At 74.1% G+C, this 15575-nt stretch carries 14 protein-coding genes; 5 read left to right on the plus strand and 9 right to left on the minus strand.

The features are described from left to right. Positions 1-90: 90 nt before the first annotated feature. A complete protein-coding gene (locus tag BJY16_RS26755; protein WP_203759116.1) occupies positions 91-1287 on the plus strand; it encodes an ROK family transcriptional regulator in 1197 nt (398 codons plus the stop codon). A 124-nt stretch (positions 1288-1411) separates the two neighbouring features. Here the strand turns inward: BJY16_RS26755 and BJY16_RS26760 are convergent, their stop codons facing one another. Then, positions 1412-2827, minus strand: a complete 1416-nt coding sequence (locus BJY16_RS26760) for an MFS transporter (RefSeq protein WP_185042323.1) — start codon at positions 2825-2827, stop codon at positions 1412-1414. A 103-nt stretch (positions 2828-2930) separates the two neighbouring features. Between BJY16_RS26760 and BJY16_RS26765 the strand changes: the two genes are divergently transcribed. Next, entirely contained in the window at positions 2931-3761 is an 831-nt protein-coding gene (locus BJY16_RS26765) for a helix-turn-helix domain-containing protein (protein WP_185042324.1), read from the plus strand. Then, positions 3758-4627 carry a phosphotransferase enzyme family protein gene (locus BJY16_RS26770; protein WP_185042325.1) on the plus strand — a complete coding sequence of 290 codons (870 nt, stop codon included), beginning with the start codon at positions 3758-3760 and terminating at the stop codon, positions 4625-4627. Before BJY16_RS26765 ends, BJY16_RS26770 begins: the two co-directional genes overlap by 4 nt. Before the next feature lie 19 nt (positions 4628-4646). Here BJY16_RS26770 and BJY16_RS26775 read toward each other — a convergent pair whose 3' ends face one another. After that, positions 4647-4955 (minus strand): hypothetical protein, encoded by a 309-nt coding sequence (locus BJY16_RS26775; protein WP_203759117.1) that lies wholly within the window; start codon positions 4953-4955, stop codon positions 4647-4649. Beyond that, positions 4952-6388, minus strand: coding sequence for an ankyrin repeat domain-containing protein (locus tag BJY16_RS26780; protein WP_185042326.1), 1437 nt, complete (start codon positions 6386-6388; stop codon positions 4952-4954). Before BJY16_RS26780 ends, BJY16_RS26775 begins: the two co-directional genes overlap by 4 nt. A gap of 345 nt (positions 6389-6733) precedes the next feature. On the opposite strand from BJY16_RS26780, the gene BJY16_RS26785 reads away from it, so the two are divergent. After that, the gene (locus BJY16_RS26785; RefSeq protein WP_185042327.1) at positions 6734-7528 is read left to right on the plus strand and encodes an RNA polymerase sigma factor SigF; all 795 of its coding nucleotides are present in this window, start codon (positions 6734-6736) and stop codon (positions 7526-7528) included. Positions 7529-7577: 49 nt separating this feature from the next. On the opposite strand, the gene BJY16_RS48575 is transcribed toward BJY16_RS26785, so the two are convergent. The 5 genes from BJY16_RS48575 to BJY16_RS26810 form a co-directional block, all read right to left on the minus strand. Beyond that, positions 7578-9317 carry an ATP-binding cassette domain-containing protein gene (locus BJY16_RS48575; protein ID WP_185042328.1) on the minus strand — a complete coding sequence of 580 codons (1740 nt, stop codon included), beginning with the start codon at positions 9315-9317 and terminating at the stop codon, positions 7578-7580. Further along, on the minus strand, positions 9314-9613 hold the full coding sequence (locus BJY16_RS26795) for a S24/S26 family peptidase (protein WP_239177717.1): 300 nt from the start codon (positions 9611-9613) through the stop codon (positions 9314-9316). The genes BJY16_RS48575 and BJY16_RS26795 overlap by 4 nt, the downstream gene beginning before the upstream one ends. 85 nt (positions 9614-9698) lie before the next feature. Then, entirely contained in the window at positions 9699-9881 is a 183-nt protein-coding gene (locus BJY16_RS26800) for a hypothetical protein (protein WP_185042330.1), read from the minus strand. Between the two features lie 35 nt (positions 9882-9916). Next, a complete protein-coding gene (locus tag BJY16_RS26805; protein ID WP_185042331.1) occupies positions 9917-10417 on the minus strand; it encodes a hypothetical protein in 501 nt (166 codons plus the stop codon). Beyond that, positions 10417-10905, minus strand: a complete 489-nt coding sequence (locus BJY16_RS26810; protein ID WP_185042332.1) for a MauE/DoxX family redox-associated membrane protein — start codon at positions 10903-10905, stop codon at positions 10417-10419. Before BJY16_RS26810 ends, BJY16_RS26805 begins: the two co-directional genes overlap by 1 nt. Before the next feature lie 117 nt (positions 10906-11022). Here BJY16_RS26810 and BJY16_RS26815 point away from each other — a divergent pair, with 117 nt between their 5' ends. After that, positions 11023-14688, plus strand: coding sequence for an nSTAND1 domain-containing NTPase (locus BJY16_RS26815; protein WP_185042333.1), 3666 nt, complete (start codon positions 11023-11025; stop codon positions 14686-14688). Here the strand turns inward: BJY16_RS26815 and BJY16_RS26820 are convergent. Beyond that, the gene (locus tag BJY16_RS26820; RefSeq protein ID WP_185042334.1) at positions 14685-15479 is read right to left on the minus strand and encodes a hypothetical protein; all 795 of its coding nucleotides are present in this window, start codon (positions 15477-15479) and stop codon (positions 14685-14687) included. The two genes, BJY16_RS26815 and BJY16_RS26820, sit on opposite strands and share 4 nt — an antisense overlap. Positions 15480-15575 lie beyond the last annotated feature (96 nt).

A 15575-nucleotide genomic window follows, 5' to 3' on the forward strand; every position in this document is an offset into this window, starting at 1 on the left:
TTTCGATTGATTAGATGCAGGACTTATGACGGCTGTCAACCAAAAGCCTGGGGACTTACGTATGGTGCCTATCCGTAATACGATGCGGTCGTGTCCACGAGCGCCTCACCCCTGACGGCCGCGGCGGGGCTCGGCGAGGTGCTCCAGCTGTTCCGGGGCCGGCCGAGCCTGACCCGCGCCGACGTCATGCAGCTGACCGGCCTGTCCCGCTCGACCGTGAACCAGCGCCTGGACGCGCTGCTCGGCGCCGCCCTGGTGGTGCCCAGCGGGGAGGGCTCGTCGACCGGCGGCCGGCCCGCCAGCCGGTTCACCTTCCACCGCGACCGCGGGGTGCTGCTGGTCGCCGACATCGGCGCGACCGGGATGCGGACCGCCCTCTGCGACCTGCGCGGCGAGGTGCTGGCCGAGCGGGAGCGGACCATCGACGTGGCGGACGGGCCCGGCCCGGTGCTGTCCGCGGCCGACAGCCAGTTCCGCGAGCTGCTCAGCGAGGCCGGCCGCGACGCCGGCGAGGTGTTCGGGATCGGCATCGACGTGCCGGGCCCGGTGGACTTCGACAGCGGCCAGGTGGTCAGCCCGCCGATCATGAGCGGCTGGGACCGCTACGACATCCCCGGCTGGTTCGCCGGCCGCTACGCCTGCCCGGTGCTGGTCGACAAGGACGTCAACGCGATGGCCCTCGGCGAGCAGCGCACCTTCTACCCCGACGTGCGGCAGATGCTGATGGTCAAGGCGGGCACCGGGGTCGGCGCCGGGATGATCCTGGGCGGCGAGGTGTACCGCGGGGCCGACGGCGCGGCCGGCGACATCGGGCACATCCAGGTGACCGTCGAGGACGCCGAGGTGGAGCCGGTGTGCCGCTGTGGCAACACCGGCTGCGTGGAGGCGTACGCCGGGGGCTGGGCGCTGGTCCGCGACCTGCGCGCCGCCGGCAAGGAGGTGACCACCGTGGACGACGCGGTGGCGCTGATCCGCACCGGTGACGTCACCGCCGTCCGGCTCGCCCGCCGCGCCGGGCGGATCATCGGGCACGCCATCGCCGACTCGGTGAGCCTGGTCAACCCGCGGGTCGTGGTGATCGGCGGGCAGTTGGCCCGGATCGAGGAGCAGCTGTTCGCCGGCATCCGGGAGATGGTGTATCGGCGCTCGCTGCCGCTGGCCACCCGCAGCCTGCAGATCGTCGCGACCCGCCTGGACAACCGGTCCGGGCTGGTCGGGCTGGCGCTGTTGCTCGCCGATGGCATCTTCGCGCCGGAGCGGGTGGAGGCGCTCGTCGCCCGAGGCTGAGGCCGAGGCGCGCGGTGCGGTTGTCCGGCTGGGCGTGAGGGGTGTCTCGGGGTGGGTGAAAGACCCCTGGGAGCCAGCCGTTCCCTCGGCAGCGCCCCGCCCGGCGCTCGGGGCGCTGGGCGGGTCAGCGGCGGGGCGAGGGGAGGGCCAGCCGGACGGCGACGGCGGTCAGCGCGGTCAGGGCGGTGTTGACGGCGATCGCGGTGCGGACCGCGGTGAGGACCGTGTCGGGGCTCCCGGTGCCCAGGGTGGCCAGGACCGCGCCGACGACGGCGGACATCAGCGGGATGCCCAGCGTGATGCCGATCTGCTGGCTCATGGTGGCCAGGCCGGCCGCGAGCCCCTGGTCGCTGTCGGGCAGGCCGGACGTCGCGGTGACCAGGAAACCGACGATCGCGACCAGGTTGGCGACGCCGCCGAGGAACGTGGCGGCCAGCAGGACCGGCAGCCACGCGCTGGTGCTGCCCAGGAAGACCAGCGGCAGGGTGGCGGCGGCCTGGACGGCCAGGCCGAGCGCGAGGGCCTTCGGCGGGTGCGCGAGGCGGGCGATCACTTTCGGACCGAGGATGCCGCCGAGGACGGTGCCCAAGCCGAGTACGGCGAACGACAGCCCGGCCGCCAGGGGCGTGCGGCCGAGCACCTCCTGCAGGTAGATCGTCAGCAGGAAGACCAGCGACGTCTCGGTGGCGAAGGCGAGCATCCCGGCCAGGTTGCCCCAGGCGACCCGGCGCCGGCCGAGGATCCGGACCGGGACCAGCGGCGCGGCCACCCGGCGTTCGATGGCGGCGAACGCGGCCAGCAGCACGATCCCGGCGACCAAGGCGCCCCACGTGCGCGGCGCCGCCCAGCCGTGCTCGCCGGCGCTGGTCAGGCCGAGGACCACGGCGAGCAGGCCGCCGGTGACGGTGACCGCGCCGGGAACGTCGAGCCGGGGACGCCGCGCGGGGCGGCTCTCGGCGAGCACGAGCGGCGCGACGGCCAGCACGACGGCCGCGACGGCGACGTTGACGAAGAACGCCCACCGCCAGCTGAGCAGGTCGGTGAGCACGCCGCCGAGGATCGCGCCGGTGGTGAACCCGGCCGCCATCAGGGCGCCGTTGAGACCCAGCGCTCGCTCCCGCCGCGGACCCTCCGGGAAGGACGTGGTCAGCAGCGACAGCGCGGCCGGGGTGACCGCGGCGGTGGCCAGACCCTGCGCCACCCGCGCGGCCAGCAGCAGCACCGGGCCGGTGGCCAGGCCGCCGGCCAGCGACGACACGCCGAGCAGGGCGATGCCGGCCAGGAACATCCGGCGCCGGCCGGCCAGGTCGGCGACCCGGCCGAACAGCAGCGTGAAACCGGCCGCGAACAGGGCGAACGCGGTGGCTATCCACTGCAGGTCGGCGAGCGCGAGACCGACGTCGGCGCCGATCACCGGCAGCGCGACGTTCAGGATCGAGAAGTCGACGGCGAGGGTGAAGCTCGCGGTGAGCAGCACGGCGAGCACGAGTCGGTCACGGCCGCTGGTCACGGTGGCCGGCAGGGTGGCTGTCTGAGTCATGGCACCCACCCTGAGCTGGGCCGGCGAGGCCAGCCAGAGCACTGCGCTGACTGGTACCGGCAGGGACAGGCAGCGGACTCCGGTTCGGGGCAGGATCAACGGCATGGAGAGCGAGCTGGCGGACTTCCTGCGGACCCGGCGGGCACGGTTGCGGCCGGAGGAGGTGGGGCTGGTTTCGTACGGGGCCCGTCGCGTGCCCGGGCTGCGCCGCGAGGAGCTGGCCCAGCTGGCCGGGGTCAGCCCGATCTACTACACCCGCCTGGAGCAGGGCCAGAGCACCAATGCCTCGGCCTCGGTGATCGAGGCGCTGGCCCGGGCCCTGGTGCTCACCGACGACGAGCGGGCCTACCTGCACGACCTGGCCCGGCCCCGGCCGGCGAAACGGCGCCGCGCCCCGCGCCCGGAGCGGGCCGCCCGCGGCGTCGAGCAGCTGATCGCCGCGATGGTCGACGTTCCGGCGCTGGTCCTCGGCCGGCGCACCGAGGTGCTGGCCTGGAACGAGCTGGGCCACCTGCTCGTCGGTGGCCACTACGACCGGGAGGCGCCGTCCCGGCCCGCGGACCGGCCGAACCTGACCCGGATGCTGTTCCTCGACCCGCACAGCCGGGAGCTGTACCGCCGCTGGGACGAGCAGGCCGGCCTCGCGGTCGCCTCGCTGCGCCTGGTCGCCGGCCGGCACCCCGACGACGCCGAGCTGACCGCGCTGGTCGGCGAGCTGGTGATGAGGAGCCCGGAGTTCGCCAGCTGCTGGGCGAAACACCCGGTGCAGGTGTGCGACGCCGGCACCAAGGCGCTGCATCACCCGCTCGTCGGCGACCTCGACCTCGACTACCAGGTGCTGCACCTGCCCGGCGACGACGGCCACCGGCTGCTCACCTATTCGGCGGCGCCCGGTTCCAGCGACGAGGCCGCGCTGCGGCTGCTGCGCCGGTGATGGACGAGGGCGTGCTGCGCGACCGGCTCGCGGCTTCCTGGGGTCTGGAGCGGGCAGTCGTCGAGGTGCACAACGGCGGGATGAACTCGGCGACCTGGTTCGTCGACCAGGACGGTGCCCGGTGGGTCGCCAAGGCGGTCGTTCCGGGCTCGCGGCGCTCGTTCGCCGCCGGTCTCGCGGTCGCGGCGGCGCTCCAGGACGCCGGGATTCCCGCGGGCGCGCCGGTGGCCACGCGGCACGGCGAGTTCGTCGTCGACGTCGAGGGGATCCCGCTGGCGCTGCTGACCTGGGTGCCGGGGAAGGAGCTGACCTGGGCGGACCAGCGGCTGATCGGCGGAACGCTCGCCCGGGTGCACCGTGCTCTGCGGGACGTCGCGGTGCCGGGCGCCGAGGAGTTCCACTGGGTCGACCCCCGAGCCGAGCACCTGGACGTCCGCCCGTGGGTGCGTGCGGCGGTCGCCGATGCGGTCGAGGCCTACGAGCGGCTCGGCCCGCGGACCTTGTCCTGGGGCCTGCTGCACACCGATCCGGCACCCGAGGCGTTCCGGCTGGAGTCCGGCACCTGTGGATTGATCGACTGGAGCGTCGCGATGCGCGGCCCTTTCCTGTACGACCTGGCGTCCGCCGTGATGTACGCCGGTGGCCCGGACCGGGCCGGCGACCTGCTCTCCGCCTATCGGGAGCAGGGGCCGATCCCGCGAGCCGAGGCCGGCCGGGCCCTGCCGGTGATGCTGCGGTTCCGGTGGGCGGTGCAGGCCGACTACTTCGCGCGGCGGATCGTCGCCGGCGACCTGACCGGCATCGACGACGCCGCCGGCAACGAGCAGGGCCTGGCCGACGCGGAGGCGGCGCTCAGCCCTCGGTGACGCCGCCGGCCGTTCCGTTTCACCCGGGCGCGTCCAGGACCAGCACCGTCATCTCCAACAACCTCCGGTAATAGGCGGCTTCGCGATCAGTGAGCTCCGGAAGCACCCGCTCGAGCCGGCGCTCGCAGGCCGCGAGAACATCCCACGACCGGTCGTCGACGGTGCCGCCGTTCGCCAGCCAGACGCTGACACACCCGGCGACGTCCGCATCGAGCATCACCATCTCGACACCCGCCACCTCGACCGCCCGGAGCCGGCCCGGGAACGGCGCCGCACAGTGCTCCGCCCAGAGCCGCGCCACGGTCGTCATCCGGTTTTCACTGCTCACTGGCGCTCCTCACGCGACGTTTCCCGCAGGCCCTGGTCGGTCGCGACGAGCCAGGCTCCGGTGGCCGGGTCGCCGGCCGCCGTGGTGGCGTGGCCGGGTACCGGCAGCACGCCGAGGGGGGCGCCGTCGTCGGTCCCGAACAGCACGACCGATCCGTCCAGGCCGAGCGCGATCTGTCCGCCGTCCGGGGACAGGCACGGCCTGGTGAACCAGCCCATCGGTGCGCCCGCCTCGGCCGGCGACGTGCGCACGCCGGTGGTGTCCGCGTCGATCGGGCGCTGCCAGAGCACCTGACCGTCGGTGCCGGTGAGCAGCAGGTCGCCGCGCCAGCCGGGCTGGCGGGCTCCGTGGAGAGCCGACGTCTGCCAGATCACCAGGCATCGGCTGTCCGGCGTGAACACCGCGGCCGGGATGGTGTCCCGGCCCGGCCGGTCGATCTCGGTGACCGGCTCCAGCCGGCCGTCGGCGGTGACCCGGTCGACCCGGACGTGAGCGCCGGCCTGGAAGGAGCAGGTGGTCGCCAGGAGCGAGCCGTCGGGGGAGAAGGCGACGCAGTCGGTGCGCTCGCCGGCTTCCGCCTCGCCGGTGATCTGCCGGGTGGCCACGTCGACCAGGACCACCCGCTCCGGGTGGGTGGCCGCGGCCAGCCACCGGCCGTCCGGGGAGAAGGCCAGCGCGGTGACATCGTCCAGTCCGGCCAGCGGCTCGGGGTCGGCGAGATCGTCGCCGCGCAGCTCGACCGAGGCGTCGGCGGGCGCCACCGCGATCAGTGGCTGGTGCGGGTGGACGGCGAGGTCACGGAGCACGGTGTGCTCGGTCGCGACGATCGTCTCCGGCCGGGGCGGCCGGTCGAGCCGCCAGCGGACCAGCGTCGCGTGCCCGGACACGGTGTAGGCGGTCGGTCCGTCCCGGCCCAGGCGCAGGGCGCGCTGAGGGCCGCTGCCGGCGATCGCGGGATCGGTCGGCTCGGCGAGCGATCCGCCGGCTGCTTCCAGCAGCCCACGGATCTCCCGCGGTCCGCGGCCACGCGCCAGGTGCATCGGGCTGCTGCCGCCATCGTCCCGTACGACCGGATCGGCGCTCTCGGCCAGCAACAGCGCGACCAGCTCGGCGTCGCCGTCCGCGACCGCGCGGTGCAGCGGCGTCTGGCCGTGGTGGTCGCGACTCCCCGGGTCCGCGCCCGCGCTCAGCAGCACCCGCGCCTTGGCCGCCCCGGCGTCGTGCAGCGGCGTGCGCCCTTGGCGGTCTCGGGCGTCAACCGAGGCGCCGTGGCGCAGCAGGACCGCGGTGATCTCCCCGTCCCGGGCACAGTGCAGCGGCGTCTCGCCCAGCCGCCCCCGTGCCTGCACCGCGGCCGGGTCCGCGCTGAGGAGCCGCCGCAGAGCCGGCAGGTCACCGCCGCGGGCCGCCGTGATCACCGTTGGATCCCGCACCGGCCCATCGTTCCATGATCGATCCAGCCCGGTCCGGTCCACCGTCCGGCGACGGAGATGGCGGATCACCTCCGTGCCGCACCGGAGATCGTCCAGCATGGCTGGTGGGCCGGGTTGCGCGGAGTTCCGCCATGTGGTGAGCGGAGACGGCCGTGGTGCGGTGAGAGGGAGCGTCCCGGCGGGAACTCAAGGAGCACGTCGCGGTCGATCAGTGCTCCGGGCGTACGCAAATCAGCTTTTCGGTCTGATCTTGATGACCGAAAGTATGGTTTGGCGATTCTGCTCAGTGGAGAACTGGGGTCACACGTTCGCCTGCCAGTGGCTGATGTTGAGGAGCACACCGAGATGACCGTCATGGTTGACACCGCTGTCGAGACCGATGCTTCGACGAGCACGGATCCGGCCAGCGACCTGATCAACGCGATGGCGGCCCTGCCGGCCGGCCACCCGTCGCGATCGGGGCTGCGTGACCGCGCGATCGAGGCGTGGTTGCCGCTGGCCCGGCACCTGTCCAACCGGTACGCCAACCGCGGTGAGCCGCGCGACGACCTCTACCAGGTCGCGGTGATGGGCCTGATCAAGGCGGTCGACCGGTTCGAGGCGGACCGCGGCGTCGACTTCGCCGGCTTCGCGATCCCGACCATCATCGGTGAGCTGAAGCGGCACTTCCGGGACAAGACCTGGTCGGTGCGGGTGCCGCGGCGCCTGCAGGAGCTGCGCCTGGCGATCACCACGGCCAACAACGCGCTCACCCACGACCTGGGCCGGTCGCCGACGGTCGCCGACATCGCGGAGTACCTGAACGTCACCGAGGACGAGGTGATCGAGGGTCTGGAGGGCGCCCGCGCCTACAACTCGACCAGCCTGTCCACGCCGATGAGCGACAGCGGCACCGAGCTGGGTGACACGCTCGGCGGGATGGACTCCGGGTTCGAGGAGGCCGAGCTGCGGGTCGCGCTCGGGCCGGCGATGGCCAGCCTGGACGAGCGCGAGCAGAAGATCATCAGCCTGCGGTTCTACGGCAACCTGACCCAGTCGCAGATCGCCGAGCAGGTCGGTGTGTCGCAGATGCACGTGTCGCGGCTGCTCACCCGCGCGCTGGCGAAGCTGCGCAAGCAGCTGGACGGCGCCGGCATCTGAGCCACCCGCCTGGAAAGGCAGCGGCGTCACGCCGAGAAAAGCAGCGACGTCACGCGTTGAGGAAGGTCAGCGACTGCCGCTGGCGTGCGATGAGACTCGCGTAGGGGCCGCCGGCCAGGCTGAGCTCCTCGTGCGTGCCGATCTCCTGGATCCGGCCGGCGCCGACGACGGCGATCCGGCCGGCCAGGCGCAGCAGCGGCCACCGGTGGCTGACCAGCAGCGCGGTCGAGCCGCGCAGCTCGGCCTCCAGCGTGTCGATCATGGCGGCTTCCTGGTCGGCGTCGAGGGCGGCGGTCGGTTCGTCGAGCACGTAGAGGCCGTGGCCGCCGAGGAGCAGGCGGGCGAACATCACCCGCTGCCACTCGCCGCCGGACAGCGCCCGCCCGTGCTCGTCGGTGCCGAACTGCTGGGAGATCTCCGAGTCCAGCCCGTGCGGCAGCCGGGCGGCGATCCGGTCGACGCCGGCCAGCCGGGCCGCCCGGTCCACCTCGTGCCGTGACCGGCCGCGGAACCGGTCGATGTTGTCGCGCAGGCTGGCCTCCAGCCGGACCGGTTCCTGCAGCATGAGCCGCAGCGTCGCGGCCAGCTCGTCCGGGTCGTGGTCGCGCACGTCGCGCCCGTCCAGCAGGACCGCCCCGCGGGTCGGGCGGTGCACGCCGAGCAGCAGTTTCAGCGCCGTGGTCTTGCCGGACCCGTTCGCCCCGACCAAGCACACCGTCTCGCCCGGCACGACGTCCAGGGTGAAGTCGCGCAGGCTCCACGGCGCCCCGGGCGAGTAGCGGAAGGACACCTCGTCGAAGGTCACCGACGGGCTGCGGCCGGGAACCAGCCGGGGCGGGTCGGCGGGCACCGGATGGGCGTGCTCGCGGACAGTGGCCCGCAGCCGGTCCGCGCGGCGCCGTTCCAGGGTCGCCTCGCGCAGCGTGCCGGCGCCCTGCAACGCCGTGCCGAGGCTGGCCTGCAACGCGCCGAAGCCGACGATGACCAGCGACAGCTGCCCGGCCGAGCGGACCGTTCCGGAGAGCAGCCCGACGATCACGACACCCGCGGTGACCAGGTGCGGGAGGGCCACGATCGCCATCCCGGACCGGGCCAGGGCCCGGTCCACGCCGCGCTCGATCACGGCGATCCGGGCGATCAGGGCCCCGCCGGCGGCGCGCAGGGCGCCGGTGGCGCGGCCGGCCATCAGCTCGGCCAGCGAGCCCGGGTGGGACAGGACGTGGCGCAGGTAGCCGAGCCGCCGGTCGAGCACGCTGGTGGCGGCCGCGCCGGCGTGCGAGCGGGCCCCGTTGCGCAGGTGGAACGGCGCGGTGACCGCGGCGACCAGCAGCGCCACCACGCCGAGCTGCCAGCCGAGCGTGGCGATCGCCGAGCCGAGCAGCGTGCCGCCGAGCACGCCCTGCAGCAGCATGGCCGCGGCCTGCAGCCGGGACACCCGGTGCCGTTCGCCGCCCTCGACGCCCAGGTGGACGATCTCCTGGGTGGCGCCGTTCTCGTACATGCCGAGGTCGCGGCACCTCTCCAGGGTCGCGCTGGTCCGGGCGTGCTCGACGGCGCGGTTGGCCCGGTGGAAGGCCTGCTGGGCGGTGCCCGAGAGGATCTGCAGCCAGCCCTGGGCGATCCGGGCGCCGACCACCGCGATCAGCAGCGGGATCACCGCGGCCGCGCGGGTCATCGCGTCGACCGCGCGGGCCAGCGCCAGCGTTTCGATCACCGGCATCAGCCCGGCCAGACCGGCGAGGGTCAGCGCGACGGCGGCGGGCCGGCCGAGCGACGGGCGGCGGGTCACGCCGCGACCCGGAGGCCATCGAGCCGCCGCCACCTGGCCGGTGGCGCCACGATCCGGCGGGCGATCCCGACCACCTCGTCCGGGTGCACCGGGCCCAGCTGCTCGGGGGTCTTGCTCAACCCGGTCCCGGCGACGCGCAGCCGGCCGCCGGTCGTACCGATGATGACTTTGACCAGCAGGCCGATCGGCCTGCGGAAGACGACGATGTCCCCGGTCGCCGGCGGCTGCCCGCTGGTGTCGACGAGCAGCACGTCACCGTCGCGCAGCGAGGGCTCCATGCTGGCCCCGACGACCATCACCAATGTCCACGTACGGCGGCGAGGCCGGGAGACTCGTCCCGACCAAGCACGCGCCCGGCCCCGTCCCCGTGTCATGGCAGGCTCAGCACTCGTGCGGCTTGCACGACGTCCAGTAGTCGTAGGCCGGGTAGCCCGGGCTGTACCAGCACTGATAGTGGAACTTGCAGCCGGTGCCGCAGCTCCGGCTGCCGATGAAGTCGCAGTAGAGGGCGTGGGCCGGCTTGATCCGGAGCAGGGCCGTGACGGCCGTGAGGATCTTGTTCATGGTGCGTCCTTTCGTTGTCGGATTCCGCCGCGCGGTCACACCCGCGCGGACATCGCCGCGATCCAGGCGCGGTCCTCGCACAGGCCACCGCGGATCACCTCGTTGCCACGCAGGACGAGGTAGGTCGGGGTGGCGCGGACTCGGGCCTCCTGGATCATCAGCTGCTTCTGCTCCGGGCTCGGATGAAGCCAGGAGAATCGGGCGTCGACGCGGGCCCGGAACCGGTCGTGGTCGGACCGGGACCGACCGGACAGGTCGACGAGCAGCACGTCGGCCAGGTCCGAGTGCTGCAGTTCACCGAGGGCCCGGGAGCAGCCCTCACATTCGTCGGTGAGGAACAGCACCGACAGATCGTGGGGCGCGACGGGCAGGCCGGCCCGCATCCGGTCGACCGACGAGGCGGCCTCGGCGACCGGCGGCCCCGCCATGCCGCCCGTCCGCGCGGACCGTTGCAGGATGTCGCCCATGCGCAGCAGCAGCGCCCCGACCGCTACGGTGTTGAGCAAAGTGAGCGTCCACAGCAGCGCGGTGCTCATCAGGTCGCCTCGGCGACGACGCGAACGGCTTTCACGAGGACCTCGATTCGGATCAGGGCCAGGCTCAGCACCACGCCGAGACCGATGTCGATCACCGGGGAGACGAGCACCACCGGCCCGGCGACCAGCACCAGCAGAGCCAGGACCAAGAGCAGGCAATTGCGGAGTACGCCGAAGCGCGGTGACGTCCGGGCGGCCGGGCCGAAGCAGCGGCAGTCACCACGCCCGTCCCGCAGGGACCGTACGGTCACGCCGGTGAGCAGCGTCAACGCGGCGACCGAGGCGGCGGCCCCGGCGACCGGCGCGGCGAGCAGCAGGACCGCCCAGCCGAGCTCGGCCACCACCACCGCCGGGGCGAGGACCGCGGCGACCGGCGGTGGCAGCCCGAACAACTCGGACAGCTCCCGGCCGAAAGCGGCGTTCCCGCCCCGGATCTTGCCGATCGCGGCCGCGAGCACCACCGCGGCGATCAGAACCGATGCGCTCATGAACCCGGTGTAGCCGCGCCGGAGTTGTCTCGCCCCTGCTCAGAGCGGTCAGACAAACAACACTGGACAACCCAGTGACAATTGGCGATGAATGTCCACGGTTGCCGGAGGTGGGCGATGCCAAGGCCGGAGCGGCCGCTGGAGGGCCAGGGTGGCCCGGTCGAGGAGCTGGCGGCCGGGCTGCGGGCGTTGCGCGACAAGGCCGGCACGCCCGGGTACCGGCAGATGGCCGCGCGGGCGAACTACTCGGTGGCGACGCTGTCCGCGGCGGCGTCCGGCCGGCGGCTGCCGACCCTCGAGGTGACCCTGGCGTACGTCGCGGCGTGCGACGGCGACCCGCAGGAGTGGGAGCGGCGCTGGCGGGAGGCGAAACGGCTGAGCGTGTCGGCGGTCGAGGAGACCGGCAACGGCCGCGGGGCGCCGCCGCCGTATCCCGGGCTGGCGATGTTCCAGCCGGCGGACGCCGAGGTGTTCTTCGGTCGGGACGAGCTGGTCGGCGAGCTGACCCGGCGGTTGCGGGCGCGCCGGTTCCTGGCGGTGTTCGGGGCGTCCGGCGCCGGCAAGTCCTCGGTGGTCCGGGCCGGGCTGGTGCCGGCCATGGGCGGACCGGCGGTGGTGTTCACGCCGGGGACGCACCCGATGGCCGAGCTGGCGGTGCAGCTGGGCCGGCACGCCGGGGTGCCGGCCGGCGGGCTGCTGGACGAGTTGCGGGCCGATCCGGAGCGGGCGCCGCTGATCGTCCGGCAGGGGCTGCACGGCGTACCGGCAGATGTTGATCTTTTGGTGGTGGTGGATCAGTTCGAGGAGGTCTTCGCGGCCTGCCCGGACGCGGCCGAGCGGGCCGGCTTCGTCGCGGCGCTGCTGGCGATGTGCCGGGAGCCGGACGGCCGGGCGCGGGTGGTGCTGACCGTGCGCGCCGACCACTACGCCCGGTTCACCGAGTACCCGCGGCTGCTGGCCGCACTCACCGACGCGCAGGTGCTGATCGGCGGGATGAGCCCGGCCGAGCTGCGCGAAGCGGTGACCAGACCGGCCGAGGTGCGCGGCGCCCGGGTCGAGGGCGCGCTGGTGGCCACCATCGTGGCCGAGGTGGCCGACTCGCCCGGCGCGTTGCCGCTCGCGGCGCACGCGTTGCGCGAGGCCTGGGACCGGCGGCAGGGCGCGATCGTCACGCTGGCCGGCTACCGGGCGGCCGGTGGCGTGGCCGGGGCGGTCGCGCGCACCGCCGAGCAGGCCTACGAGCGGCTCGGCGAGCCGGAACGGGTGGCCGCCCAGCGGCTGCTGCTGCGGATGGTCGACGTGGGGCCGGACGGGTTGATCACCCGGCGGCGGCTGACCCGGGCCGAACGGGACACCATCGACCGGGCGACCGCGGTCGTCGACGCCTTCGCCGCCGCCCGGCTGGTGAGCGTCGACCGGGACACCGTGGAGATCGCGCACGAGGCGCTGATCCGGGCGTGGCCGCGGCTGTGCGGCTGGGTCGAGGAGAGCCGGGCCGGGCTGCGGCTGCACCGGCAGCTCACCGAGGCGGCGGCGGCCTGGGAGTCGCTGGACCGCGACGAGGGCGCGCTCTACCGGGGCGTGCGGCTGTCCGCGACGGCGGACGCGGGCGTGCTCGACCTGGCTCCGGCCGAGCGGGAGTTCCTGGAGGCCAGCCTCGCGCTGCGGGACCGGGAGGCGCGCGGGCGGCAGCGGCGCACCCGCTGGCTGGTCAGCGCGCTCGCCGCGGGCCTGGCGGTGGTCTGCGTGCTGGCCACCGGTGCGGTGGTGGCGGCCCGGCAGGCGGCGTCCGAACGGGACCGGGCGGTGGCGCGGGAACTGGCGGCCGCCTCGCGGGCCGAACGGATGGCCGATCCGGAACTCGCGCTGCTGCTGGCGCAGCGGGCGTACCGGCTGCATCCGGACCCGGAGACGGAGTCGGTGCTGCGGCAGGGCACGGCCGACGCCCGGGTGATGGCCACGATGAGCATGGCCACCCAGGTCACCTCGGTGGCGATCAGCGGCAACCAGGTCGCCGGCGCGGACACCGACGGCATGGTCCGGGTCTGGGACCTGCAGGGCCGGACACCGCCGCTGACCGCGCCGGTCCCCGGTGTCTTCGTCGCCGGCGGCCCGGACGGGCGGCTGGCGATCACCCGGTTCAGCCCGGCCTCCGGCACCACCCAGATCGTGCTGTGGCGGCCGGGGGAGAACACCACCCGCCCGCTGGAACCGCTGGTGCCCACCGGCATGGCCCGATTGGCCTACAGCCCGTCCGGCCGCTGGGTGGCCGCGATCGGCGCCGACTCGCGGGTGCACGTCTGGGACACCACCCGTCCGGGATGGCACCGGACGCTGCGCTACACCGGGTTCGCCGGCGGCCTCTCCTTCAGCGGCGCCGGCCGGCTGGCGCTGGCCTCGGACGACGGCACCATCCGCGTCTGGGACGTCAACGGCAGCGCCGCACCGCTGCTGATCCGTCAGCCGGCCGAGACCTCGCCCGTCTCGGTGGCGTTCAGCCTGGACGGCAGCCGGATCGCCGTCGCCGGCTTCGGCAAGGTCACCGTCTGGCCGGCCGACGGGCGGGCCGGCTCGCAGACCTACCGTGGCCCGGAGACCTGGTACGGCAAGGTGGCGTTCACCCGGGACGGCAGCCGGATCGCCGCGGCCACCGACGAGCGGACCGTGCGGATCTGGGACGTCGCCGACACCACCACCGGCACCCTGCTGCGCGGCCACCACGGCACGGTGCAGGACCTGGCGTTCAGCGGGGACGGCCGCCGGCTGGTCACCGGTGGCAGCGACGCCACCGTCCGGGTGTGGGACACCAGCGCCGGTGCCGATCCGGCGCCGATCACCCTGGCCTCCGCGCCCGGCGAGTTGCCCCGGCTCAGCGACGACGGCGCCTACGCGGCCACCGTCTCCAGGCCCGGCACCGTCTCGGTGATCTCGACCGGGACCCGGCTCACCGTGGCGACCCTGCGGCACGCCGCGCCGGACCTGCGGTTCCTGGCCGTCAGCCGGGACGGCCGCGGCGTCGCCGGCACCGTCGGCGAGCAGATCCACTGGTGGCGGGCCGGTGACGGGGCCGGCCCGGCGGTCCGGGAGTGCCCGCGCCGATCGCAGGTGACCACCAACAGCGCTGCCTTCAGCGCCGACGGGACTGTGCTCGCGGTGGACTGCGGCGACGGCGAGATGATGCTGTGGCGGGCCGGGAACCCGCGGGTGGCCGACCGGATCAGCGGCTACGGGCCGATCGCGATCAGCCCGGACGCCACCCTGGTGGCCCTGTCGCAGAGCACCAACGACGTGGTGCTCTGGGATCCGGCGGCGGGCCGGGCGGTGCGGACCCTGCGCAGCCAGAGCATGACCGCCGACCACATCCGATTCAGCCCGGACGGCCGGCTGCTGGCCGCGGTCGGCGAGGACGGCGCGGTCCGGGTCTGGTCGGTGACCGGCGACGGCGAACCGGTGGTGCTCACCGGCGCGATCGAGCACCTGACCGCGATCGCGTTCAGCCCGGACGGCCGGCTGATCGCCGGGGTCGGCACCGACGACGTGGTCCGGGTGTGGAACACCGACGGCACCGGGGAGGCGCTCACCTTCGACCATCCGACCGGGGCACGGCAGCTGGCCTTCAGCGCCGACGGCCGCCGGCTGATCAGCCTCTCCGCGACGACCGTGCGGGTCACCCCGTGCGAGGCCTGCGGCTCGATCGACGAGGTGCTGTCCCTGGCCCACCAGCGCACCACCCGAGACTTCACCCCGCAGGAACGCGCGAAGTACCTCCGCGAGCCCGGCTAGCCCTGCGGTGCCCGGGCGTACAGCTCGCCGGACCGGTGGCGGGTCGCATCGGCTGTCTTCGGCACGCTCGCTCGGAAGCGGGCCGGGTTCGCCCGGACCGCTATGCCGATGTCGTGTCCCACCGCCGGGTCGACGACGCAGTGCAGTCCGAGATCGGTGATCCGGCCACCGGCCGGGTGTCCCAGCAGCGGGCGGAGCGAGTCGATGGTGACCTTCCACAGGTTCGGCCACGCACGTCGCGGACCCACCACGAACGACAGCTGGAGGGCGATGCCGCCGTACGGCAACGGGCGAGCCGCGGTGATCTGGTTACGGATCTGCTGCCGGAAGGTCGTGGTGACGATGGACGCCGTCGTCCGGACCTGAAACCGCTGCGATCCGCCCGGATCCGGGACCGGGTGTGCCGGAAGGACCGCGACCGAGGACGTCCTCGCGTGCCGCTTGCTCACCCACACCGAGACGAACCGGCGGCCGGTCGCCCCGCCGAGCCGGGACACCAGCGGATACGCCAGGCTGTCCAGGTCGTTGGACGCCAGCAGCGGGACATCGTCCGGCAATCCGACGTCCACCCGTAACCCCACCGGATCCGGCGTGGCCCGCAGGTCGTCCGCGACGAGCAGGCGGACCTCGTCGGCGAGCGCCGCCAGCCGCTGCTTGCGGGTGCTTCCGGTGTCCCCGCGACCGGCGAGAGCGGGCGTGACATCGAACGCCTTGCCTGCCACCGGACGCCCCGCGTAGAAGGCCGGCATGATCGCTGTCGGGGGGCGTCGGGGAACCAGCCGTTGATACATGCGCAGTCCTCCGAGGTCCGGCTGCGCGTTCGCCAGCGGACGCGCAGACTTGCCGTTGCGTCGATTCCTGCGTCGATTCTGGGGCTGACGGGAGTG

The sequence above is a fragment of the Actinoplanes octamycinicus genome (genome assembly GCF_014205225.1).
Lineage (GTDB): Bacteria > Actinomycetota > Actinomycetes > Mycobacteriales > Micromonosporaceae > Actinoplanes > Actinoplanes octamycinicus.

Excerpts from the sequence above, each read along its gene's own strand:
- BJY16_RS26760 (WP_185042323.1), bottom strand. The coding sequence starts at position 2,827 with ATGACTCAGACAGCCACCCTGCCGGCCACCGTGACCAGCGGCCGTGAC.
- BJY16_RS26765 (WP_185042324.1), top strand. The coding sequence starts at position 2,931 with ATGGAGAGCGAGCTGGCGGACTTCCTGCGGACCCGGCGGGCACGGTTG.
- BJY16_RS26785 (WP_185042327.1), top strand. The coding sequence starts at position 6,734 with ATGACCGTCATGGTTGACACCGCTGTCGAGACCGATGCTTCGACGAGC.
- BJY16_RS26795 (WP_239177717.1), bottom strand. The coding sequence starts at position 9,613 with ATGGTCGTCGGGGCCAGCATGGAGCCCTCGCTGCGCGACGGTGACGTG.
- BJY16_RS26800 (WP_185042330.1), bottom strand. The coding sequence starts at position 9,881 with ATGAACAAGATCCTCACGGCCGTCACGGCCCTGCTCCGGATCAAGCCG.
- BJY16_RS26805 (WP_185042331.1), bottom strand. The coding sequence starts at position 10,417 with ATGAGCACCGCGCTGCTGTGGACGCTCACTTTGCTCAACACCGTAGCG.
- BJY16_RS26810 (WP_185042332.1), bottom strand. The coding sequence starts at position 10,905 with ATGAGCGCATCGGTTCTGATCGCCGCGGTGGTGCTCGCGGCCGCGATC.
- BJY16_RS26815 (WP_185042333.1), top strand. The coding sequence starts at position 11,023 with ATGCCAAGGCCGGAGCGGCCGCTGGAGGGCCAGGGTGGCCCGGTCGAG.
- BJY16_RS26820 (WP_185042334.1), bottom strand. The coding sequence starts at position 15,479 with ATGTATCAACGGCTGGTTCCCCGACGCCCCCCGACAGCGATCATGCCG.